Here is a 21,718-nt window from a genome sequence, read left to right on the forward strand (position 1 = left end):
GTACAGGCTTATTCAGATGGATTTCACTCCTCAACATTAGGTTGAAAAGCTCAACACTAATTCAAACCACTTATAGAATTGCAATGTTGTGAGTTTTTTGTCATATTTCGGTTGAGTCCCAAAGGTGCTACGCTCTTTACTAGGAGCAAGGTCTGTAGACGTTGAGCCTAAATACATGTGGGTTGAGGAAAGCTTTGTTTTTCCTTTACGACCGAACATTTGGTGAAAACTACTTACAAAAATCCTTTGTTGCAGTTTTGTCACAATTATTATTCTGACTTAAACGAGTCTTTTAGATTTGCGGTCTGGAGCGATCGCACTTAGCTTCGGGCACAAGCTCTAAAATTTACTTAGCTCATTTAGACCCTAGCGCTTTAATTTAAGGACGATCGTGATGTCTCAGTTCCTGATCCAGACAAGCTGGTGGGTACCTGGGTACGGTCTTATCGGTGCCCTGTTGACATTGCCCTGGTCAGCAGGACTGGTTCATCGTACAGGTCCTCGCCCTGCAGCCTATTTCAACCTGTTAATGACGGCGTTGGCCCTGATCCACAGCGGGGCGTTACTTCAAGCCGTTTGGAATCAGCCGCCTCAGCGTCTCCTGATTCCTTGGCTCAAAATCCTGGATCTGGATTTGTCTTTCACTTTAGAGATCTCTGTGATCAGCGTTGGTGCTGCTATCGTCATCACAGCGTTGAGCTTCTTAGCACAGTTTTTTGCTCTGGGGTATTTGGAGAAAGATTGGGCTTTAGGTCGCTTTTATGCACTGATGGGTTTTTTTGAGGCAGCTATGAGCGGCATCGTATTGAGCGACTCGCTGTTTCTCAGTTACGCGCTGCTGGAGATGTTAACGTTATCGACCTACTTATTGGTTGGTTTCTGGTACGCTCAACCCCTGGTTGTGACAGCTGCTCGCGATGCGTTCTTGACTAAACGAGTGGGAGACTTGCTGCTGCTCATGGGTGTGTTGGTCGTGTTTACACTTGCCGGAAGCTTGAACTTTTCGGATTTAGAAACGTGGGCTCAAACCGCGAATTTAGCACCCTTGACTGCAACCCTGCTTGGTTTGGCTTTGATTGCCGGTCCGACTGGTAAATGTGCCCAATTTCCATTAAATCTGTGGCTCGATGAGGCGATGGAAGGACCTAATCCGGCATCGATTCTGCGGAATTCAGTCGTCGTTGCCTGCGGGGCCTTTGTGCTGATCAAACTTCAGCCTATTCTGGCAATCTCTCCGATTGCCCTGACTGCGCTAATGATTTTAGGCACAATGACGGCAATAGGAGCTTCTCTGGTAGCAATCGCCCAGATTGACATCAAGCGGGCTCTATCTCATACGACGAGTGCTTACCTGGGGCTAGTGTTTTTGGCGGTGGGAATGCAGCAGACTGATCTAGCGCTGCTGTTTTTGTTTACCCACGCGATCGGCAAAGCACTGCTGTTCATGAGCATCGGCTCTGTAATTCTGACCACCAACACTCAAGATTTAACTGAGATGGGAGGGCTTGCTGGTCGAATGCCTGCTACCACGAGCAGCTTTGTGGTGGGAACGTTCGCCTCCATTGGGTTACTGCCTCTAGGCAGCCTTTGGTCAATGCTGGAATGGGGGGATAGCTTTTGGAGTTCTCCCTGGTTAGTTGGGGTACTGCTGCTGGTCAATGGATTAACAGCCTTTAACCTGACCCGCGTGTTTGGTTTGGCATTCTGGGGTGAACCGCAAATTAAAACGCGACGGACTCCTGAAGTGCCTTGGACAATGGCTGTACCAATGGTGTCGTTAGTCATCATCGCGCTGTTGGTACCTGTGATGCTGCTTCAGTGGCATTTGCTGCCTGCTCTGGAAAACATCAATCTTCTGCTGGTGCTTCTCTTAATTTCATCGGGTATCGTGGGCTGTGGGTTAGGAGGATTCATTTATCTCAATTCGGGTTGGGCAAAGCCTGTCAATCTAGTTGGAAAGCCGATCAGAGATACCCTGGCTTACGACTTTTGGATAGAAAAAGCTTATCGCTTAAGCGTTGTTTTAGGAGTTGTTCAGGGGTCAAGACTGACTGCTTGGCTTGACCGCTATGTAGTAGATGGCATGGTTAACCTGGTTGGGGTGGTTTCTTTGTTTACGGGCGAAAGCTTGAAGTACACCATTTCTGGGCAGTCGCGTAACTATCTGCTAACCGTTTTTGTGGGAGTGATACTCACCTTCATAGCGCTGGTTTGGTCTTTTCACTTTCCTTATTCCATTGCCCAAAGTTTATTTGGACATTAGGTTAGGAGAGTTAATTGACGAGAGGCTGGTCATCTTGGCGTTGAATTGTCTAGGTTGAGCTAGATGCAGGGGTTTAAGGAGTAGCTTGTACGATGTTGAGTACCTTGATTTGGGCACCCGTTTTGGGAGCTACTGTAATTGCCTTTTTACCTCAGTTTTCCAATTCTGAGCGGGCCCGTCAGGCTGCTCTGGCGATCGCCATCTTTACTTTAGGATGGACTGTTTTTCTCATTACTCAATTTGATATCAGCAATGCAGGCTTGCAGCTTCAAGAGACGCTCCCCTGGGTTGAGCCGTTAGGGTTAACTTACCGCTTGGGAGTGGACGGGCTGTCCCTTCCGCTGGTCGTGATGAATAGCTTCCTGGTCGTGATAGCTATTTATAGTAGCGATCCAAAAATTAACCGTCCCCGACTTTACTATGCCCTCTTCCTATTGCTGGGGTCCGCCGTAGCAGGTGCATTTCTAGCTCAAAATTTGCTGCTATTTTTCCTGTTTTATGAGCTGGAGTTGATTCCTCTGTACCTGCTCATCGCCATCTGGGGTGGTGCAAGACGGGGATATGCAGCGACTAAGTTTTTAATTTACACCGCGACCTCTGGCATTTTGATTTTGGCTGCGTTCTTTGGGCTGACTCTGCTCACAGGCGTATCCACGTTTGACTATGCGGCTTTACAATCCCAAGCTTTGCCGCTAGGAACGCAAATCATTCTGTTAGTGACGCTGCTGGTCGGTTTTGGCATCAAGATTCCGCTAGTGCCGCTGCACACCTGGCTGCCCGATGCTCACGTTGAAGCTTCTACCCCAACATCAGTTCTTTTGGCAGGTATGCTGCTGAAATTGGGCACCTATGGGTTGCTGCGTTTTGGCTTAGGGCTGTTTCCTGAGGCTTGGCGAGTTTTGGCTCCCTGGTTAGCAGCGATCGCTGTCGTCAACGTTCTCTACGGCTCTTTTGTCGCGATCGCCCAAACCGACATGAAGAAAATTGTGGCCTATAGCTCGGTGGGTCACATGGGATTCGTGATTCTAGCCAGTGCCGCTGCCACGCCTTTGAGCATTTTGGCGGCAGTTGGGCAGATGGTTAGTCACGGGTTAATTTCAGCCCTTTTATTTCTGCTGGTTGGTGTGGTTTATTCCAAAACGGGAACTCGTGATGTCACCGTCTTGCGGGGACTGTTAAACCCAGAGCGCGGTTTGCCCCTAATCGGTAGTCTGATGATTGCAGGCGTAATGGCAAGTGGGGGGATTCCCGGGATGGTTGGGTTTGTCGCCGAATTTGTTGTTTATCGCAGCAGTTTTTCGGTCTTCCCAGTACAGACTTTGCTTTGCGTGCTAGGAACAGGACTAACAGCGGTTTACTTCTTGAACCTGGTAAACCGAGCCTTTTTTGGTAGACTGCCTGAGAATTTAGCAAACTTACCTCGTGTTTACTGGCGCGATCGCTTACCGTCAGTTGTGATGACAGTCTTAATCATCTTCTTGGGGTTGCAGCCGAGCTGGTTATATCGCTGGAGTGAAGGAACCTCTGCAGCTCTGGGTAGGCTGACACCAAGCCCCGCCATCAGTCACATGGCTCCATTACCCCTGATTGAAACTGTAGCTGTCAACCCACCTGAAATTGAACTAGTCTCCACACCTGCCTTTGAAAACTTTCAGCATTCAGCTTTATCCTTAGAGTAGAAATAAACTTCACCAATCTTTCCTGCCCCCAGTTGATTCGAAGATTGGCACTTAAACTGCGATCGCCCAATAGCTTTTTAAGAGAATAGCTTTTTAAGAGAAACCTAATGGTAAGTCTGACTCAGCAACCTTCTACCCACCCCCTAGCAGACATGATTCATTGTCTGGAATCAGGAGGGGCTCTATTACCTGACTCCCCCGACAATGTCTTAGAGGTAGTCGGCGTGTTGAAAAGCTACGGAGTTGTGTTGGACGCTTATTCGCGTAATTTAATCTACATCGCCGAGCAACAGTTTCTCGTTTTATTTCCTGCCTTTAAGTATTTTGATGGCGAAGTTTCGCTCAAAAAGCTGCTGCGACACTGGTGGCACGATCGGATCAACTACGAATATGCAGAATACTGCATGAAAGGGATGCTGTGGCACGGTGGCGGCGGATTGGATGACTACCTGGATTCTGCTGAGTTTAGTCGACGAACTGAGGCAGCGATTCAAGCCAAAGTTGGTGGCACTCCAATGCAGTTGCTACATAAGCTATTTTCTAACTTTTTGCCAGAGCAAGTGCGGCAACTAGCTTATTACAGTGGTCTGGGACAGTTTTGGCGAGTGATGAGCGACATGTTCATAGACCTGTCTGATCTCTATGACCAGGGAGAAGTTCAGACGATCGCCGATGTCGTAGCTCACATTCGTGATGCTTTAGTTGAGGCAGCTGCGCTGCCCATCACCTATGCCGTCACAATCAAGGGGCAAACTTACGAGATCATTCCCAAATCGGTCGGGTTAACTTTTCTGGCGGATACAGCTCTCCCCTACGTCGAGGCTGTCTTTTTCCGATCGTTTCCCTTCTTTGGCACTGTCTCCTACAATGCCCAAGCCCACCAAATTTCAGAAAAGCCGGGTGACTTCAGCTATGGAGCACTATTTGCTGACCCTTTACCCATAGGTAGCGCTGGCATTCCACCGACCTTGCTGATGCAAGACATGCGGCACTACTTGCCTGGCTATCTGCATGATTTTTACATGCAGGGGTTGCGCGGGGAAGATGACCTGCGAGTCAAAATTTGCATCAGCTTCCAAAAATCGATGTTTTGTGTCACCACTGCAACCGTTTTAGGGCTGATGCCACACCCGCTTGACACAACTGACCCAGTGCAGCGTCAGGAAAACCGAACTCATCTAGAGAATTGGATGGATCGCCTTCTAACCTCTCGCTTAGCTGATGTCCAGAGCGAATAAAGTTGGGCAAGCGCTACTGAGCAGAGCGAGCCGATATAGCTTCTGGGGATGGTTCCATTTGCCCTGATGCTGCTAAAGCAGATATTGAGGGCTGTTCTGGAATGGACTTCACCATCGGCACGGGCATGTGTTTCATCTCCCAGGCTTTCAGCAAAATTAGATATTCATAAAACGCTTGGAGTGTACACCAAGCAAGACCTGATCGCCCATCCAGGAAGCCACCCAAAAAAATATACATGTACACAAAGCGAACCAGCGGACGGAACGGAACACGCAAAGACAAATCTTTTAGTGCTCGACGACGCTCGACTTCTGAAGCTCCAAATAATAGCTTCTGCCAATCAACTTTTCCCTGCTCAAGCTGATGCAGCGTCTCAGCTGCTTCATCGGTGGAGTAGCGGTTGTGCTTGTCAATCCAGCGGCTCAAGCCTTTGCTACACGTATAGTGAGGGTAGGTTTCTCGTAAGAATCCTGTAGAACCTTCAGAAACTTCACGCTCGGTGTGCCCATAGTCAGCAAACCACACTTTGCCGTGTCGTAGTAGCCGAAGCTGATAGCGCGGATATTGAGTGCTGCGACGAATCCACTTGCCCAGGAAGATAACTCGTTCAGCCACGTAATAGCCAACGTGTTTGTCACTCTGGATTACCTGCAAACATTCCTGAAACAGTCCCGGAGTCATTCGTTCATCGGCTTCCAGAATGTATACCCAATCGTGCTTGGGGGGAAGCGATTCCAGCATCCAGGTTCGCTGTTTGCCATGACTTTCAAAGGTGTGCTGTACGACTCTTACGGGGTAGCGGTTAGCGATTTCAACGGTGCGATCGCTACTGTAAGAATCAACAACAATTACGTCGTCCGAAAGTAGAGCCGACTCAATACAGTCAGCAATATCAATCTCTTCGTTGTGAGTGAGGATGTAGATCGTAAACATAGTGTCTAACGGTTCAAGCTGAAACGGACGTCAGGCAGAACACACCCCACTTCTGGCAAAATTGGGTAGAAAATTGGCAGAGAGTCAAATTCAGCCTGCTCGATTAGGTTGCCCTAATGCCCTTAAGCCTGACCAGCCAATAATGATGTAGCCAATCGCCAACAGCAAACTGCTGATGCCAATTCGCAATCCTGACTTGAGGGCTTCAGTCCTAGCGGTGCGAAGGGCATCTTCTCGGCGAGTACCAATCTCAGTCTCAAATTGAGTTCGCAGTTCACCAACTCGCTGCTCGATGTACTGGTCTAAAGCTGCTGGATCATCCCTAAACTGCCGCAATAGCTCCGCCTGCTGCTCAGGAACCTGCCCAGAGGCGATCGCCTGCTCCAGCAAATCTTCATTCTCTAGAAGCTGAACAATCTGCTGACGCTGCTGCTGCACCTCAGCATTGAGCCGAGTGCCCAGTTCAGTCTGCGCTTGGTCAGCTTCCTGAGCGATCTGTGCGAGCGATTGCTGACTGTCAATGCGAACATTGTTAAGGTGCAGAGGAAAGATGAGTAGATACAGTAGCCCTAGAAGGCAAGACAGCACCAGTGCCCAAAATTGAAGCGATTGCCAGCTTTTTTGTTTTTGAGGAGCGGTACCCAGATCACTGCCGACCCAAGAGCCAGTCAATAGCAGCGCGATGCCAATCATGGGAATGATTCCCCGATCTACTACTTGCGTCGTGAAACTCAGAAGCCACTGAGTACTGCCATCTCCGCTGAAGTTGTAGGGCATTGGCAGAATGATCATGTCTAGCAGGGAAGCTAGAATCATGACTACACCGACGGTTTTCAGTGCTAAAGAAACGAGTGGCGAGAGTTGGCGGCGATTAATCGCTTTGGGTGAACTCATAATAAATTTACGTTGCTGTCCGTTTCAAATTTAAGCGGGATAGTACCCAGCTTAGGATACCAACCAAAGGGGCACTACAGACCACGCTAATCTTGAAGGCAGGGAGTTGGGCTAAGGAATGCTTACGAGTTCACCAGACCTGTCGTAGCCGGACAAAGTCCTTCAACTTGAAAGGTATCTAACTTCTAATATGCCCCCAGAAAATCCTGCCTTAAACATCATGTTCCTCAGTTGACACCTGAAAACCGGAGAGGTAAATGCAATATCTTTCAGCAAGGATGACTAATTCCCAATTAGCTCCTGCTAGAGATGTGACAAAGGCTTGGTAGGGGCACAACACACTGCCTTTAGCCTTCACGCTGTTTGCCTAATAGGTTGCAGAAATCACTACAAAAGCAGGTGAATAGTAAAGATCCTGGCAAAAAAATTGGCATTTTGCACCACTCCGATACAAAATATACGGAAAAAATACATTTTCGGATGTGACAGCTTGAGCAAAATCTGGCGCAGGTCGGGTACGAAACTAGTTTGGGAAAAGGTAGTGAACAACAACTGGAGTCGCGAGTCCCTTTAACAGTTGGTCTCGACGCTGCCAGGTGCAGCTTTGTAAAACCTTTTCAACGCTCGTGTCTTGCATCAGAGCTTCTGTAACGGCAATGTTGTTGCCCTGATTAGTTGCTTGAACTCTAGCCGCCGTATTGACTGTAATACCGAAGTAATCTGGGCGATCGTTGAGAGTGACGCTAATGCAGGGTCCAACATCGATACCGATTTTAAGGATGAGCTGATCTTCTGAGGGTAAAGAGAGTTGCTGGTTGAGGAGGACAATTTGTTGGTGCATAGCGATCGCTGCCCTTAATGCATCAACAGGCGTAGTGAACGCCCCCATGACCGCATCACCGATAGTTTTTACAACAACCCCATTGTGCTCGTTTACAAGCTGAAATAGCAGATCAAAGTGTTTCCGCACCAGATCATAGGCTCTAGAGTCACCCCGACGAGAATAGAGCGCCGTTGAACCTGCTAAATCTGTAAACAGAATTGCTACCCGTCGAATCAGCAAACTTTCGTTGGGCGGGATGGTTTCGCGGGGAAACAAATCGCGAAACGCCTGTAAGGTCAACATTCGGTGCCCAGAAACAACTCCATAGCGACGATCCATCCGAGTTCGAAATTCTGGATCATCGGCTTCGGGTTCCAGTTTGCGGAGCCGTTCGTCGATGCTAAAGGTGACACGAACCTGCTCATCAGCATCAGTCTTGTGAACGTGGTTGCACGCAGGGCAGGTATGAAGCGATCGCAAATCACTGAGATGCTTGGGGCGAAAATCGAGTCCATGACAGGCAGGGCATTCAATTTCCCAGTTGAGTGTAACGATTCCTTCCTTGAGGGCAATGACCAAGATCTGCAGCATTTCCCGTTCAGGGAGTCGCAGATGGGTTGCCAACAGGCGAGGATTTGCTCGATACAGCTCGCGTCCAGGCTGCTCATCCAGGAGATGAGCCAATTTTTCTTGAATTGCCGGATCAACGGCGTAGCTATCCAGAACTGCAACCGCTTTAGCAATAACTTGTTTGCGTACTTTGTGAAGCTTTAGCACTGCCCATTTAATCTCCGTTGGAAGGGATTTTGGTAGTGCGCCCTGATCGAACTCCGTGAAGATGCTTAGAGAAATACTGAGATGCTTTTTATTCTACTGGGCACTGCGGGTTGGTGAAATGAGCGAGTAGCGCTTTGTGACAGGTTGAGACAGAGCGGCTCTCAGTAGACAAACTCCTGTTAGGTTAGGGCTATGGCTGTTGGAAGTGTAGGTAATCTCAAACTTACATCTGTAACACGAGTAGGCTGTGCTAGTTTAGCTGTAATTTTTGGAAAGAAAAACTTGTTTCGGCTAGCAAGCCGGTCAGGGCGCATTCTAAAACTGATTGAAAGGGTTAAATTCTGATGAGTAGAAAGGTAGAAGTTCTGCCTGACCGAAGCGCAATTGTGCAGCGATCGCTTGAGCTCGTTCTAGCTAGTCTGCAAAACGCTTTAGCAGAGCGAGGTCAGTTCACGATTGCCCTAGCAGGTGGCAGTACGCCAAAACCTCTATATGAGGCGATCGCCAGCCAAGACCTGCCCTGGGACAAAATTCATGTGTTTTGGGGTGACGAACGGTATGTTCCTGCTGACCATCCCGACAGCAATGAGGGCATGGCTCGTCATGCTTGGTTAGATCAGGTAGCAATTCCTCCTGCCAATATTCATCCCATCCCAACCGATGAAGCTGACCCTGCGATCGCTGCCCAAAAGCACGAACGCCAGCTTCAGGAATTTTTTCAACTCGGAGCAGGAGAGTTTCCGGCACTGGATGTGGTGCTGTTAGGAATTGGAGACGACGGGCATACCGCTTCTTTGTTTCCTCATACTGAAGCATTAACTGTGCGCGATCGCCTGATCACCGTTGGGAATAAGGACGGACAACCGCGCATCACTTTTACCTCCCCTCTGATTAATCAAGCGCGTACCATCATTTTTTTGGTAACGGGTGCTAACAAACAGAATGCGCTAGCGCATATTCTGACTGAAACTGGAGACGAAACAACCTATCCGGCTCGGCTAATCCAACCACAAGGGCAACTTTGGTGGCTACTTGATCAGGCAGCAGGCGAGAATCTTGACCCATCCCTGTTTGCCTCGAAATAGAACTTTTTGATTTGATCAGTAGGTTTTTGCCAAAGCGACTCAGAAAGCGACAAAATGGGAATCTGGGGTAGCGTAGGCAAACTTAATTGCTCCTATCAGTTCAATTAAATTTATCGATGAACTTGTAGAGTAAAGTTGAAAATTCCCTGTTTAGAAGCTGGCACTCCTTTAATAATGTCAATAGAGCGAGAAATGGCATGATTGTCTGTCCTAATTGCAATCACCAAAACCCGGACGGGGCTGTTCAGTGTGAGGCCTGCTATACGCCTCTGCCAATGATGATGAATTGCCCTAATTGCAGTTCGACCGTACAGGCAGACGCCAGCTTTTGTGGGCAATGTGGCTTTAATCTTCGAACAGCTGGGGTCAAAGAGGCCGGAGCTGTAGAGCCACCTCCGACCGTAGCCCCTAGTTTTGAAATTCCTGATTTGCTGCCCGCAGAGCCATTAGTGGAGCCAGAGCCACTGATGGCAAGTGTGTCCCATGCTGAGCCCGAGGTCGGTTCAGGCGTTCATTCTCCTGATCCAGTCTCTCCTGCCCCTGTCTCTGAGGGGCAGAATGTTGCTCATTCAGCACCGCCGCCACCGCCACCACCGCCACTGCCAGATCCTTCAGCTGACTTCAAGACCCAGCTTCAAATTCAGTCGGCGCGTTTGCTACATGTGCAGACAAATGCAACGATTGAACTGCCTCAAAATCTATCAGTGATTCATTTGGGTAAACCAAACGATCGAATTCCCCCTGATGTGGATGTCTCCGGATTTCCGAATTCTGAAATTGTTTCTAGAATTCATGCAGATATCCGGGTCGAAGGAGGGATTTACTACATTGAAGATGTGGGTAGTTCAAATGGAACCTACATTAATAATGCCCCACTGCCTATTGGCAATCGCCATCGATTGCGCTCGGGCGATCGCATTGCTCTAGGAAAGGGCGATCGCGTTACCTTTTTGTTTCAGATTGCTTGATCCAAACTGAAATATTGGTTATGAATAGTCGAATAATTTGTCATTGATCAAGGCAACTCTTAGTCAAAAACTCTTTGCTTTGGTTTTGAGCAAAGCAGCGTAGCATAATAGAAAGTTTCAAATTGGAAGCTTAGCGTTCCCCCCGTTTATTCCAGCCCTTCTCAGACTCCAAGTTGCCAGTGTGATTACTCTTTCTCTTTTACATCCACTTAAGCAAATCCCAGTTCAGGTTTGGACTTTTGAGAATGAGTCTGTGATTCGTATTGGTCGCTCGACCGACAATCATGTGATCCTCTATAGCGCAGTGGTGTCTCGCCATCATGTGGAATTGCGTAGGGTTGGGGCAAACTGGGAAATTCTAAACCTGGGCACAAACGGCACCTACTTAGACGGCAAACGCATTACTCAAGTACCGATTTTGGATGGAGCGGTGATGCGTCTGGCGCGGTCAGGACCCAATATTCAGATTCGGATTGGGACTGAGGCAAACAAAGATCTGCCTAACACCATGACTGGCGATCGCACAATCAGCCAGCGCACAGACTACGCCTTTTCGGATACCGAAATCACAGGACGCAGCGGGGAGCCTCCATCGGAGTTTGGAGATACCGAAAGCAGCATCGAAACCCCAAAGAAAACCGTGTCGTCCGTCGGAATGATCCCAGTACCGCCCCATCTGCAAATTTCATCGGAACCTAGCAGCGATATTTCGGGAACGATTCCTAAACCCCCAAATTCTTTTGGAAAAGCCATTGCCAGCAATGCACTCAGCGGACTAGATAGCATGGACACGTCTGAGTCAGACTGTACTCATCAGCGGGGGGGTGGTCTGTTTTGCGTTGATTGCGGACAACCGCTGCAAGTGCTGCAAACCCTTGGAGACTATCAGCTTGTCAAAGTATTGGGTGAGGGTGAAATCGGCATTACCTACCTCGTCTGGCGAAATGGTCAAAATCTGGCGCTAAAGACGCTGAACCCAGACTGGATTGATAACCCCCAGGCGCAAGCTGCGCTGGAGTGCGAGGCAGAGATTTTGCGGCAGATCAACCATCCCCAAATTCCCCGATTGGTTGATTTTTTTGCGATCGCCCAATGTCCCTACCTAGTAATGGAAATGATGATTGGCAATACAGTCGCTCAACAGGTGATGGCAGAAGGCCCAATTCAGTTCCATCAGGCAATCGATTGGATTTTAGAAATCTGTGGACTGTTGGATTACTTGCACGCATTTACACCGCCAATCTTACATCGCGGAATTAGACCGACAAGCTTGATTTACCAGAGCGCTCCGTTTGCCGCAGGAGAAATGGCTCTGGTTGATTTTGGGGCAACCAAAGCTGTAGTTTTAGGACAAGAAAACCCCGCCGGATCTACGGGTTATTCTGCCCCTGAGCAGCTAGACATTAATGCGACTCCTGCAGTTGACCTGTATGCTTTGGGTCCCATGCTGGCATTTTTGCTAACGGGTCAAAATCCAATCTCGTTTTATGGCGATCGCGGTGAAGGATACCGATTTTGTGCAGAGTCAGTGCCCAATGTGCCTCCTGCAATTCGTGCCGTAATGCAGAAAGTCACTAATCCTGATCCTGAACAACGCTTCGATTCGGCAAGTTTATTCGCTGACGCGCTTCGGCAAGCCGCTCACCAACAGGACTAACTCCCTCGAATTGTGGAACACTCCTTGAAGCCGGTTGCGCTAAATTACCTCTAAGCCAGAGCGAAAAAATAGAGAGCAATAGAGACAGAACTATGGCGCGAGGAGATCAAATCTACGTGATGCGTCCGTTTCTTGGACAAGACGGGGTCTACGAGCATCACGGCATCGACTGTGGCGACGGTACGGTGATTCACTATCGCAAGGTTGGGGAAGCGACAATTAGCCGGACTTCTGTAGAATCTTTTGCAGCGGGCAATCCCATTTTTGTGAAGCACCAGCCCAGATCTTATATTCCTGACATTGTCATGCAGCGGGCCGAGAGTCGTCTGGGAGAGCAGCAGTATAACCTGGTTTCAAATAACTGTGAGCATTTTGCTAACTGGTGCAAGACTGGAGTGAGCGAAAGCCAGCAGCTTAACAACTTTGGCTTGGGCATTGGCGGTGTGGGAGCAACAGCAGCACGGGGATTGATTCAAGAGGCTGCAACGGAGTCTGATCCGATTCAATCGATTTACCTGTCAGATCGTGCGCTGCGAAATATTGCGATCGCCAAAGCTCAGCTTCAGCCACAATATGACCGGACTCAAGCGGATGTAGAGACTTGGCATCGGGTTGCCCAACTTGCCCTGAAGCAAGGCAAACCAGAGCCAATCGTTCGGGCGGCTCTAGAGCGAAAGGTTGCCGCAAAGCGACGAGCCGCAGACTTTAAAGCACAACTTGATCAGCTGAGTGTAATGGAAGCAGATTTGCTGCGAAATCAGTTAGTTTTGCAGCAGCGAATGGTAGCTCCTTCAGTGTAGTTTTCACTTCTACGGGCTGGAAATGAGCGAGTTCGCCTCCCGTGCAGACAGGGTTTTGTTGTAGATATCTGCACCCGGTTCTTGAATGCGGCTGTTATGTAATGAACCTGTATCTACTGGAGCAAAACCGATCGCTTCGATCAGCTTGGAAACGGTCTGTTTTGCTTCAGCATCATCTCCAGCAATGAAGATAGCTCGTCGTTCTTCTAGAGGCTTGGTCGGATCTCCTTGCTCTCGTAAATGAACCCAATAAATCGTATTGAATGCCTTGATGACTTTTACGTCAGGCAAGCGACTGGCAATGAATTCGCTATGAGTTAGCCCTTGCAGGTCGATTGTGCCATCGCGCTCGGGATAATAATTGCCTGCATTCACCAAGATTTTGCCTTTGAGCGCTTCTGCTGGCAAATCAGCATAACGACCAAATGGAATTGCCTCAATCACGATTTCTCCAAACTCAGCGGCTTCTGTCACAGTTGCAGCGTGGGCGTTAGGGCCGAGTTGTATCACCAGTTCTTGCAAAGATTCTGGGCCTCTGGAATTGCTGATAGCGATCGCGTGACCTGCACGAGTCAGCAGTTCGGCTAAGGTCGCGCCGATGTTTCCTGCACCAATGATGCCAATGTTCATAACATGCTCCAATCGTTATTTTGTTTCCCCACTCTTTAGGGATATGCATTATCAAGCAGCGTCCAACCACAGAGCCAGGTTTCGTATGTAAGTGTGAATATCTTCAAGTGCCTGTGGGTTTTGAGCAATGCCGTCTCCAACAGGTTCAGACACAAAACTAGGACATCCAAAGTTTGTATCCCAGTTGTAGTCACAGAAGTGGTGAAAGGTGGACTCAGCCACCGCCCGTCCCAATTTGTGCCCTGAAGAATCTACTGCTTGTTCAAAGATCACTGCCAGAGTAAATGGACGTCCGCTAATTTTGCTGGTGCCTGTGGCGATCGCCCTAATGCCAGAATCCCCATTCAGTGGAACACCCACTGCGCCCTCATGGGGATGAGCGGGTAAATATTGAAGGGCTTCTCCTGTAGGACGCAGCAAAAGCCCATGCAGCGGTTCCGTTGGCTGGATCACCTGATAGTCTCCATTTCGCCCGGAATGATAATTTGGCCAACTGATTTCTTGAGTTTCCTAGTCATCTCGCTGCTGCCGATCCAGTTCCGGTTCCGGGTTTTGGCTGTGAAAGAAATGCGCGGAAGCCAGCGGGTGGCAAGCTCCGCTAAGTTTGCCCAGTGAAGACCCCAAATCTTGGTGATCACGAGTAGTCAGGATTGCTCCGCCTCGTTGCCGAAACCGCTGAATTCCTTCGCAATCTGCTGCGCTTAAGCCATCTCCCACATCCACAGCAAATAGCCAAAGCTGACTAAAATTTGACTGATCGAGGTTACTTAACACTGGATCGTTGCCCTGCTGATCGGTTTGTCGATCTCGTGCTGTCACTTCAAAGAGAGGTTTTCCATCCGCGTCAGTGAGAGAGGCGAGGTAATCCTGCAATAGAGAGAATCGCGCGATTGCCCAATCGTCAGGGTGAGTTTGAATCGTCGTTTGTAGCAGGATGTGACTAACCATAAGGAGATCTCTTCTCAAGCAAAATACAACTACAGAAATCCTATTTGCTCTAAGGTTATATGTTTGCGTAACCTTTTAGATTTGAGATCCTGCACCCATAATGTTAAGCCTCGTTATTTGAGAATCAACGGCGTTAGAACAGGAGCCATTAACATTTCAAATTCCAGGTTGGTCGCACTCACGACGTTTTCGACAATTTTGCCGTCCCGTAGCCGCATCACATGAGTTTCGATAAACGTGATATTTCGATTGGTTGCGGCCACACCAAAGAATTCTTTCGCATGGGTTTGCACTGACCGAAACCGAACAACGACGCGATCGCCTGCTGCAAAATATCTTCGACAATCATCTCTAAACCCGGAACGGGTGGAAATGCATCAAAAAAGGTACTGAAAATCTGCTTGTATTGCTCACGTCCGTCGATTGGGCCATCGGGCTTTAATCCGGTAATCGCTTGCACATCGTCATCTAAAACATCTGCGCAACTGTCATATCGCCCCTACCCAAAAACTGTTCTACAAAGATACGGGCAGTTGCCAGATTCTGTTCTTCCGTTGGAGTCATGGTTAATTTTTCTTGCCGTCGTTGCGTTGTGTTTTGATTCCAGGATGAATTACCAAGGAAGCGCGATTGCCCCTCCAAATTTCCGCATCTCTGCAAAAAACTTACCCTGTGCGCCACCTTCTGGCAGAGTTGCTAAATATGCAGCGGTTTCGGCTCCTTCATCAGCAGTAAACGGCGCGTTAGAACCGCCCATGTCAGTTTGCATCCAGCCAGGAGAGTAAGCGTTGACCAAAATATTAGTGCCCTGCAGCTCCTTTGCTAGGATTGCCGTCAGTCCATTCAGCCCTATCTTAGAAAGGCGGTATGAAGGAGCCAATGGATAGTAATCACTCCCCATTAACGTGAAAGAAGCCATCTCCGTAGAGACGTTGACAATCCGCCCATAGTTCTGTGCTTTCATTAGCGGCAACAGGGCTTGAACAATTCGAGCAACCGCCAACACGTTTGTTTCAAAGGTTGAGCGCATGATTTCTAACTGAGTAGTGAGCAGGCTAGCTTCTTCTGGCTGCGCTGTTGGGTTAACTCCCGCATTGTTGATTAGAATGTCGGCTCTGCCGTGAGCCTGCTGCAACCAAGTTGTGAACTGCTGCACACTCGCCTCGCTTGTTACATCCAGGGGGTGGAAATCGACCTGAATGTTTTCCTGAGCTAGCCGCTGTTGAGCAGCACGACCGTCTTGCTCTTTACGACTGGTCAGAATGACTTGAATTTCCTTTTGAGCTAGTTGACGGGCGATCGCATATCCCAGCCCTTTATGACTACCTGTCACTACTGCAACTCTCTGCGCCATAGTCATCCAATGCTAGTTAAGTTTGCTCTGTCGTTACCGTAACAACCCTTAAACTAGTGAGCAAGATGATTTTTTAGATAAATAGTATTAATGAAATCAATAAATCTGGCAGCGATTGATCTAAACCTGCTAGTTGCCTTTGAAGCCCTGCTGGAGCATCGCAGCGTGACCAAAGCTGCCGAGCAGCTTCAAGTAGGACAACCTGCAATGAGTGCGTCGCTCAATCGGTTGCGAATTTTATTTGAAGATGAGCTGTTTGTGCGGTTGGGGCGACAGATGCAGCCAACACTCAAAGCGCAGGCGATCGCCCCCAGTATTTTGGCAGCGCTGCAGCAGATTCGCCAAACTGTCACTGCAAGTTAAGCATTTGAGCCAGCCAATAGCGCTCGCACCTTCGCCATTGGCAGTTCAGATTACACCAGTTTGGTTTTGGTGCCGCCGCTGCTAGAGTTTGTCCGTAAAACTGCACCATCCATCAACTTTCACATGATTGGTTATGAAAAAGATGACTTGGGTGAGTTGTTAGAACAAGGGGCGATCGAAGTTGCGTTAGGAGTTTTTCCAAACCCACCTCGGCAAACCGACTGGGAGCCTATTTTTACAGAACGATTTGTCGGCATTGCCCGTCTGGGGCACCCCGATATAAAGCATGGAACAATGAATTTAGAAACCTTTGCGTCTCTATCTCACGCACTGACTACGCTGCGGCGAGACAGCATCGGTGCAATTGACCATGCGCTGAATGAGCAGAACTTAGCGCGTCGAATTGCTTTAACGACTCCCCACATGTTGATTTTGCCGTGTGCGCTCGCATCCAGTGATTTAGTTGCCGCAGTTCCCCATCGTCTTGCTCTTCAAATGGCAAGTATTTACCACTTGAGGCTGTTTGAACTTCCAGTCAAAACAAAGCCCTGGAAAGTTTCGATGGTGTGGAGCAAATTGAGCGATCGGGATGAGGCAGTCTGTTGGTTGCGCGATGCCATTAGAACGGTGTGCAAAACTTTTGATGCTGCATGACGAAATCAAAGGTTCAAGCTGTACAAACAAAGGATTGAGCCGTCGCAACAAAAAATTTAGCGCTGCAAGCAAAGTGTTTTAAAGAAAATCTGAAAGTTATGGGGTGCTGTGGCTTTTGGCGATCGCCCTTCCCTGTTGCCTAAACCAACCCAGTGCCCCTAGCACAACCAGAATCATCAGTAGTCCTGTGTAGTTGACAGCAGCCCAGCTAAAACGCTCTAGCAGTCTGCCGGAGAGGAAAGTGGCAAAGGCGACGAAGGCAAACATCAAAAAGTCGTGCATTGCTTGCGTTTTTGCCCGTTCCGTTGGAGCGTATGCCTGAGTTAGCAAAGTGCTGGAACCCACAAACATAAAGTTCCAGCCAATTCCTAGCAGCAATAGCGCAAAGCCAAAGTGAAGTGCCCCTGTTCCCGTCAGGTTGATGAAGATGCATAAGCTGCTGAGGATAGCCCCAATAAAAATAATCCTCAGAGTGCCAAATCGGGCAATCAGAAATCCAGTAAACAGTGACGGTACAAACATTCCCAACACATGCCACTGAATCACCGATGCGGCTGTGTTGAAGGAATGATCAAAAGCAACCATTGCTAGCGGCGTGGCAGTCATCACCATGACCATTACGCCATAGCCCAACATGCTGCCTAAAACGGCAACGATAAAGATAGGCTGTTGAGCGATCGCCCCCAAACTACGCCCGCTCTTTTGTCGCTCTTGCTCAGACAAAGGCGGAATATCAATCCCGCTCAGCAAAACCAGTGCCGCAATTTGCAGAATCACAATCATCACTAAGCAACCCGCATATTCAGCCGAAGCAGCTTGGTTAAACAGTGGCGCATCTGCGAAAGATTGTCCAACAAACCAATCCTTTGACCAAATGGCTAATCCTGGGCCAGCGATCGCAGCAATAATTCCACCCGATACCACAAAAGAAATAGCCTGGCTGCGAAATGCCTCAGTTGCCGCATCTGCTGCCGCAAATCGGTAATAGCCCACAAACCCGTTGAAACAGCCAAATACCAGCGTTGCTAAACAAAACAGGCTAAAACTAGACTGGAAAATCGCCAAAACGCCTAGTCCCGCACCCACTGCCCCAATCAGCACTCCGACCATAAACCCTAAACGTCGCCCAACCCGCCGCATCAGCAGTGCCGCTGGAATAGTTGCACACATCGTTGCAAGCTGTAACAGCGCCAGAGGTAGCGTGGCGAGAGATTTGTCTTCCGCAAGAGAAACACCGACCAGGGCCGCTATGGTGAACAGAATGATGCTGCCTGTCATCGCCAATGCTTGACAGGCGACCAGCAGCGATACGTTTTTCTTTGCCTGATTCACTGTTAAAGCGTCCCTGGGAGTGAAGATTGTATGGACAAAAATCATCCCAGGGGTAGAGCGATCGCTACTTCCTGCTATCGGGTCATCACTAGTTCCGGCCGTTGGGTCGTTGAATGATCGTTTCTAGCACTCGCTGCTTGGCGTTGGGGTCGATTCCCACTAGGCGAATGTAGTCGCGATCGTGTTCGTTGAGGCAAGCTTCGAGGGCGGCGATCGCTTCTGCTTCATTTCCGTGAACTGTGGCATAGCTTTGCCAAGAGTTCGTGCGAAAACGGCGATCGCTAACAAACTCAATTCCCAGCTTTTGCCCGCTCCTCAAAATGTCGCGCACCTGCTGCACCATCTCCAAACCTAATCTGGAGCCAGAACCTGACCCTTCATAAGAGCTTGCGCGGCTAGATTCTGAGGTGTGAGGGTCAAAGTAAGTGCTAGAGGAATTAGCGGAATTGGAAGAACTGGAGCTACCGTTGCCACTACCGTTGCTGCTGTATCTATTCGAGGGGGCAGTTGACCGCGTGGGTTCAGGGCGATCGGAGACTGACCAATTCTGACGAGTGGCGCTTGCAGAAGTCTCTGATAGTTGCGTTTGATCTTCGCGCCGAGTTTCGTTGTACTCTCTGCCCAAGTATTCGCGTCCCAATCGCATTTGCTCAACGCGCTGCTGCTCTGTCACCATCTGGTTGCCCAGTTCTTTCAGGTGTGGCAGGCTAAAGTCGGGTTTTTGAAATTCGGGGGGGCGATCGTTACTGTTGACGACACGCAGTGAGACTTGATCAAACCCAACTTCGTGAATGAACTTTCGCACCTGTTCGTCGTAGAGGCGCGATCGCAAGGCTCCAAAAAAGTCGATCGCCTGATTGGGGAACGTATCCACCAGCTGCTCTATGTCAGACTGAGATAGCCCATCTTGAGCAAAAATGCCGCCAACAATACCAACTCGATCGGGGCGATCGGGTTCCCAGTAAAACTTCTCCATTCGCCCATCCCGCACCAGCGGTGCGTAGAGCGTCGAAAAGTCATTCCCTGTAACAATAATTGGCACTCGATGCAGCGGCGTAGAGTCATAGCTGCCCGGAAGCTGCACGTTTGTAGGATTGTCGGCAATGTTCATCAACGTACCGTTGACCAACTGAGTGTTAACGGTATACTGCGTCGTCGCGTCAAACCGTCCCGCTCCAGCATCCAAGTCGTTGATCATCAGGGCGACCATTTTGCCCCGCACTCGAATCAGTTCTGCTGCTTCCCGATAGCGCAAGCGAATTAAACGCGCCGAATCGCCCGCATCAGGGCTTTCCAGTTCACCTGCTGACATGTGTACCACCTCGATACCCATGCGCTCGTAAACCAGTTCACATTGAAATGACTTTCCCTCGCCCTTGCGACCATGAATTCCTAAAATCAGCGGCACCCGAACACCGGGCAAATTCAAAAAATTCTTGGTGATATGCACCGCTAACTTGTCAAGAAAGCGGGGTGAAATGTAGTACTTTGACATAAATCTGTTTAACCCTTCCCAACGTATCCCCCATTTTGTTCGCAGGGATACAGCAGGACTAACTGAACGCTCCATCAATAGCCTAGATCAAATGCTTCGACACAACCCAAAATTTTTCTCATTGGTCACATCAGATTTGGCTATGAAGTTGGGAGAGGGGCGATCGCGAAAGCATTCTTAGAGCTTAGTCACTCTAGAGAGGCTGACAGATCATCAGGGCTAACGCTGACAAATACAGAAGTATCCAGAGTTTGAGGTGAGGTTGGCAAAATAGGGACTTGTATTTCGGTAACAAATCACAAAGTTTTAACGCCAATTGTCAAATTGCTGCTCAAATTGTTCCCTTAATTCCAGATGAACTAGAGAGGCGATCGCCCACTCCTAGGGGCTACTACCAAAGCTTCTGCAACCGAGGTAAAGCATGGATAACGCTTCCGGTTTGATCCAACAGCGCTACGAAATTCAGCGGCAGCTTGGCAAAAACGCTGGACGACAAACTTTACTGGCTTATGACCAGCAGGAGAACCAACAGGTTGTGATCAAGCTGTTGACCTTTGATCTGGATTTTGAGTGGGATGATTTGAAGCTGTTTGAGCGAGAAGCCGAAACGCTGAAAGCGCTGTCCCATCCAAACATTCCGCGTTATCTTGACTTTTTTGAAATTGACTTACCGGATTCCAAACAGTTAGCGCTGATCCAGGGCTATGTGGAAGGGCAATCGCTCGACTCCTATCTCAAATCGGGACGCATCTTCACCGAATTTGAAATCAAACAGCTAGTGAAGTCCCTGTTAAACATCCTGAAATACTTGCACGGACGAAAGCCACCTGTAATTCATCGAGATATTAAACCGAGCAATATCATTTTGGGCGATCGCACCGGAAATAGCATCGGTGAGGTTTATCTTGTAGATTTTGGTTCTGTACAAACGCTAGCAACTCAAGAAGGGCGAACAGTTACAGTCGTTGGAACCTATGGCTATATGCCGCCAGAGCAGTTTGGCGGACGAGCAGTTCCGGCTTCCGATTTGTATGGAGTAGGGGCAACGACGATCGCCCTGCTTACCGGGAAACACCCTGCTGATTTGCCCCAACAAGACTTACGAATTCAGTTTGAACACGCTGCTCACTTTCCACCTATGGCTGGTTTGGTAAAGTGGCTAACGCAGATGACCGAGCCAGATCTAAAACTGAGACTGTCATCTACTCAAGCTGCCCTAGAAGCTTTGGAATACGCTGAGTTCAACACCTATAAACCTGCTCCTGTCCAACCCCTTCCTACCCCAACTTTTACTATTGTCGGAGTTGCGATCGCTCAAAACATGGGAACAAGTTGCCTATCAGGAGCATTTTTTTGTGGGTTGATAGGCACCAGTGTCTTTCCTGTTCTAGGTACTCTTGTGGGAGCAGGAATTGGGTTAGCGGTAGGGCTAACGTTGGGACTTGTAAATGGGATCTTTTTGGGACTTGTGACTCGGTTGGGATTCTATCCTCTCACCGATGCTCGGTTGCATCGCCAAGTAGTGGCTAATATTAGTACCGTACTAGTCAGCAGCATTGGGGCAGTTCTACTTCTGATTGCACTCGCTATCGTTGAAAGTGAGAATGGAATTGATCCAGTCAGAACTAAATTGTTTGTGTTGTTTTTGGGTGTTCCAATTGTTGTGATTGCTGGATTAGCAGCCAGATTGTCCGGCCGCAGTTTCGCACAGTAGACTTCCTGCATGAATCAAGAGGCATGTGCCAATTCATAGTTGAGTAAGCCAGCAATCAGGTTCAAGCGCAAGCCAAACCGTTTTCTGCGGTTGCGATAACGTCCTGCAAA

Annotated in this window: 18 protein-coding genes and 3 pseudogenes; 10 read left to right on the top strand and 11 right to left on the bottom strand. The window is 48.9% G+C overall.

The genetic code is table 11. The features are described from left to right. The first annotated feature begins 394 nt into the window (after nt 1-394). From H6F88_RS20830 to H6F88_RS20840, 3 genes are all read left to right on the top strand, one after another. Complete coding sequence (locus tag H6F88_RS20830) at nt 395-2,263, top strand: NAD(P)H-quinone oxidoreductase subunit F (RefSeq protein ID WP_190644642.1); 1,869 nt, start codon at nt 395-397, stop codon at nt 2,261-2,263. A 92-nt stretch (nt 2,264-2,355) separates the two neighbouring features. Further along, nucleotides 2,356-3,942, top strand: a complete 1,587-nt coding sequence (locus H6F88_RS20835) for an NADH-quinone oxidoreductase subunit M (protein ID WP_190644643.1) — start codon at nt 2,356-2,358, stop codon at nt 3,940-3,942. A gap of 107 nt (nt 3,943-4,049) precedes the next feature. Beyond that, nucleotides 4,050-5,180: a CO2 hydration protein gene (locus tag H6F88_RS20840; protein ID WP_190644644.1), complete on the top strand. Its 1,131-nt coding sequence runs from the start codon at nt 4,050-4,052 to the stop codon at nt 5,178-5,180. Nucleotides 5,181-5,193: 13 nt separating this feature from the next. Here H6F88_RS20840 and H6F88_RS20845 read toward each other — a convergent pair whose 3' ends face one another. The 3 genes from H6F88_RS20845 to H6F88_RS20855 all read right to left on the bottom strand — a co-directional run bounded on the left by H6F88_RS20845 (nt 5,194) and on the right by H6F88_RS20855 (nt 8,608). Beyond that, nucleotides 5,194-6,114: a glycosyltransferase family 2 protein gene (locus tag H6F88_RS20845; protein ID WP_190644645.1), complete on the bottom strand. Its 921-nt coding sequence runs from the start codon at nt 6,112-6,114 to the stop codon at nt 5,194-5,196. A 90-nt stretch (nt 6,115-6,204) separates the two neighbouring features. Beyond that, on the bottom strand, nt 6,205-7,008 hold the full coding sequence (locus tag H6F88_RS20850) for an HpsJ family protein (RefSeq protein ID WP_190644646.1): 804 nt from the start codon (nt 7,006-7,008) through the stop codon (nt 6,205-6,207). Between the two features lie 523 nt (nt 7,009-7,531). Beyond that, nucleotides 7,532-8,608, bottom strand: coding sequence for an adenylate/guanylate cyclase domain-containing protein (locus tag H6F88_RS20855; protein WP_190644647.1), 1,077 nt, complete (start codon nt 8,606-8,608; stop codon nt 7,532-7,534). A gap of 344 nt (nt 8,609-8,952) precedes the next feature. Between H6F88_RS20855 and pgl the strand changes: the two genes are divergently transcribed. The 4 genes from pgl (at nt 8,953) to H6F88_RS20875 (ending at nt 13,118) form a co-directional block, all read left to right on the top strand. Next, entirely contained in the window at nt 8,953-9,693 is a 741-nt protein-coding gene (gene pgl / locus H6F88_RS20860) for a 6-phosphogluconolactonase (protein WP_190644648.1), read from the top strand. A 197-nt stretch (nt 9,694-9,890) separates the two neighbouring features. Beyond that, nucleotides 9,891-10,661, top strand: coding sequence for an FHA domain-containing protein (locus H6F88_RS20865; protein WP_190644649.1), 771 nt, complete (start codon nt 9,891-9,893; stop codon nt 10,659-10,661). A 181-nt stretch (nt 10,662-10,842) separates the two neighbouring features. Continuing rightward, on the top strand, nt 10,843-12,318 hold the full coding sequence (locus tag H6F88_RS34600) for an FHA domain-containing protein (RefSeq protein WP_190644650.1): 1,476 nt from the start codon (nt 10,843-10,845) through the stop codon (nt 12,316-12,318). 92 nt (nt 12,319-12,410) lie between these two features. Beyond that, complete coding sequence (locus H6F88_RS20875; RefSeq protein WP_190644651.1) at nt 12,411-13,118, top strand: lecithin retinol acyltransferase family protein; 708 nt, start codon at nt 12,411-12,413, stop codon at nt 13,116-13,118. Between the two features lie 9 nt (nt 13,119-13,127). Here the strand turns inward: H6F88_RS20875 and H6F88_RS20880 are convergent, their stop codons facing one another. From H6F88_RS20880 to H6F88_RS20895, 5 genes and pseudogenes are all read right to left on the bottom strand, one after another. Then, a complete protein-coding gene (locus H6F88_RS20880; RefSeq protein WP_190644652.1) occupies nt 13,128-13,748 on the bottom strand; it encodes an NAD(P)-binding domain-containing protein in 621 nt (206 codons plus the stop codon). 51 nt (nt 13,749-13,799) lie between these two features. Continuing rightward, nucleotides 13,800-14,696 (bottom strand): annotated as a pseudogene (locus H6F88_RS34605) (hypothetical protein). Nucleotides 14,697-14,809: 113 nt separating this feature from the next. Further along, nucleotides 14,810-14,989 (bottom strand): ester cyclase, encoded by a 180-nt coding sequence (locus H6F88_RS34610; protein WP_347277720.1) that lies wholly within the window; start codon nt 14,987-14,989, stop codon nt 14,810-14,812. Continuing rightward, nucleotides 14,914-15,156 (bottom strand): hypothetical protein, encoded by a 243-nt coding sequence (locus H6F88_RS33520; RefSeq protein ID WP_242050636.1) that lies wholly within the window; start codon nt 15,154-15,156, stop codon nt 14,914-14,916. Before H6F88_RS33520 ends, H6F88_RS34610 begins: the two co-directional genes overlap by 76 nt. Before the next feature lie 153 nt (nt 15,157-15,309). Further along, nucleotides 15,310-16,056 (bottom strand): SDR family oxidoreductase, encoded by a 747-nt coding sequence (locus H6F88_RS20895; RefSeq protein WP_190644653.1) that lies wholly within the window; start codon nt 16,054-16,056, stop codon nt 15,310-15,312. Nucleotides 16,057-16,140: 84 nt separating this feature from the next. On the opposite strand from H6F88_RS20895, the gene H6F88_RS33525 reads away from it, so the two are divergent. Further along, a complete protein-coding gene (locus H6F88_RS33525; protein ID WP_242050637.1) occupies nt 16,141-16,413 on the top strand; it encodes a LysR family transcriptional regulator in 273 nt (90 codons plus the stop codon). 33 nt (nt 16,414-16,446) lie between these two features. Then, nucleotides 16,447-17,067: pseudogene (locus H6F88_RS33530) on the top strand (LysR substrate-binding domain-containing protein); the annotation flags it as partial. Nucleotides 17,068-17,163: 96 nt separating this feature from the next. Here H6F88_RS33530 and H6F88_RS20905 read toward each other — a convergent pair. Together H6F88_RS20905 and H6F88_RS20910 are read right to left on the bottom strand one after the other, a co-directional pair. Next, nucleotides 17,164-18,399: an MFS transporter gene (locus tag H6F88_RS20905; RefSeq protein ID WP_199333724.1), complete on the bottom strand. Its 1,236-nt coding sequence runs from the start codon at nt 18,397-18,399 to the stop codon at nt 17,164-17,166. An 88-nt stretch (nt 18,400-18,487) separates the two neighbouring features. Then, on the bottom strand, nt 18,488-19,894 hold the full coding sequence (locus H6F88_RS20910) for a ribulose bisphosphate carboxylase small subunit (RefSeq protein ID WP_190644655.1): 1,407 nt from the start codon (nt 19,892-19,894) through the stop codon (nt 18,488-18,490). Between the two features lie 421 nt (nt 19,895-20,315). Here H6F88_RS20910 and H6F88_RS20915 point away from each other — a divergent pair, with 421 nt between their 5' ends. Further along, nucleotides 20,316-21,608, top strand: coding sequence for a serine/threonine-protein kinase (locus tag H6F88_RS20915; protein WP_190644656.1), 1,293 nt, complete (start codon nt 20,316-20,318; stop codon nt 21,606-21,608). A 14-nt stretch (nt 21,609-21,622) separates the two neighbouring features. Here the strand turns inward: H6F88_RS20915 and H6F88_RS20920 are convergent. Beyond that, a pseudogene (locus tag H6F88_RS20920) lies at nt 21,623-21,718 on the bottom strand (IS5/IS1182 family transposase); the annotation flags it as partial.

This window comes from Oculatella sp. FACHB-28 (assembly GCF_014696015.1).
Lineage (GTDB): Bacteria > Cyanobacteriota > Cyanobacteriia > Elainellales > Elainellaceae > JAAUTN01.

Excerpts from the sequence above, each read along its gene's own strand:
- H6F88_RS20830 (WP_190644642.1), top strand. The coding sequence starts at position 395 with ATGTCTCAGTTCCTGATCCAGACAAGCTGGTGGGTACCTGGGTACGGT.
- H6F88_RS20835 (WP_190644643.1), top strand. The coding sequence starts at position 2,356 with ATGTTGAGTACCTTGATTTGGGCACCCGTTTTGGGAGCTACTGTAATT.
- H6F88_RS20840 (WP_190644644.1), top strand. The coding sequence starts at position 4,050 with ATGGTAAGTCTGACTCAGCAACCTTCTACCCACCCCCTAGCAGACATG.
- H6F88_RS20845 (WP_190644645.1), bottom strand. The coding sequence starts at position 6,114 with ATGTTTACGATCTACATCCTCACTCACAACGAAGAGATTGATATTGCT.
- H6F88_RS20850 (WP_190644646.1), bottom strand. The coding sequence starts at position 7,008 with ATGAGTTCACCCAAAGCGATTAATCGCCGCCAACTCTCGCCACTCGTT.
- pgl (WP_190644648.1), top strand. The coding sequence starts at position 8,953 with ATGAGTAGAAAGGTAGAAGTTCTGCCTGACCGAAGCGCAATTGTGCAG.
- H6F88_RS20865 (WP_190644649.1), top strand. The coding sequence starts at position 9,891 with ATGATTGTCTGTCCTAATTGCAATCACCAAAACCCGGACGGGGCTGTT.
- H6F88_RS20875 (WP_190644651.1), top strand. The coding sequence starts at position 12,411 with ATGGCGCGAGGAGATCAAATCTACGTGATGCGTCCGTTTCTTGGACAA.
- H6F88_RS20880 (WP_190644652.1), bottom strand. The coding sequence starts at position 13,748 with ATGAACATTGGCATCATTGGTGCAGGAAACATCGGCGCGACCTTAGCC.
- H6F88_RS20895 (WP_190644653.1), bottom strand. The coding sequence starts at position 16,056 with ATGACTATGGCGCAGAGAGTTGCAGTAGTGACAGGTAGTCATAAAGGG.
- H6F88_RS33525 (WP_242050637.1), top strand. The coding sequence starts at position 16,141 with ATGAAATCAATAAATCTGGCAGCGATTGATCTAAACCTGCTAGTTGCC.
- H6F88_RS20910 (WP_190644655.1), bottom strand. The coding sequence starts at position 19,894 with ATGTCAAAGTACTACATTTCACCCCGCTTTCTTGACAAGTTAGCGGTG.
- H6F88_RS20915 (WP_190644656.1), top strand. The coding sequence starts at position 20,316 with ATGGATAACGCTTCCGGTTTGATCCAACAGCGCTACGAAATTCAGCGG.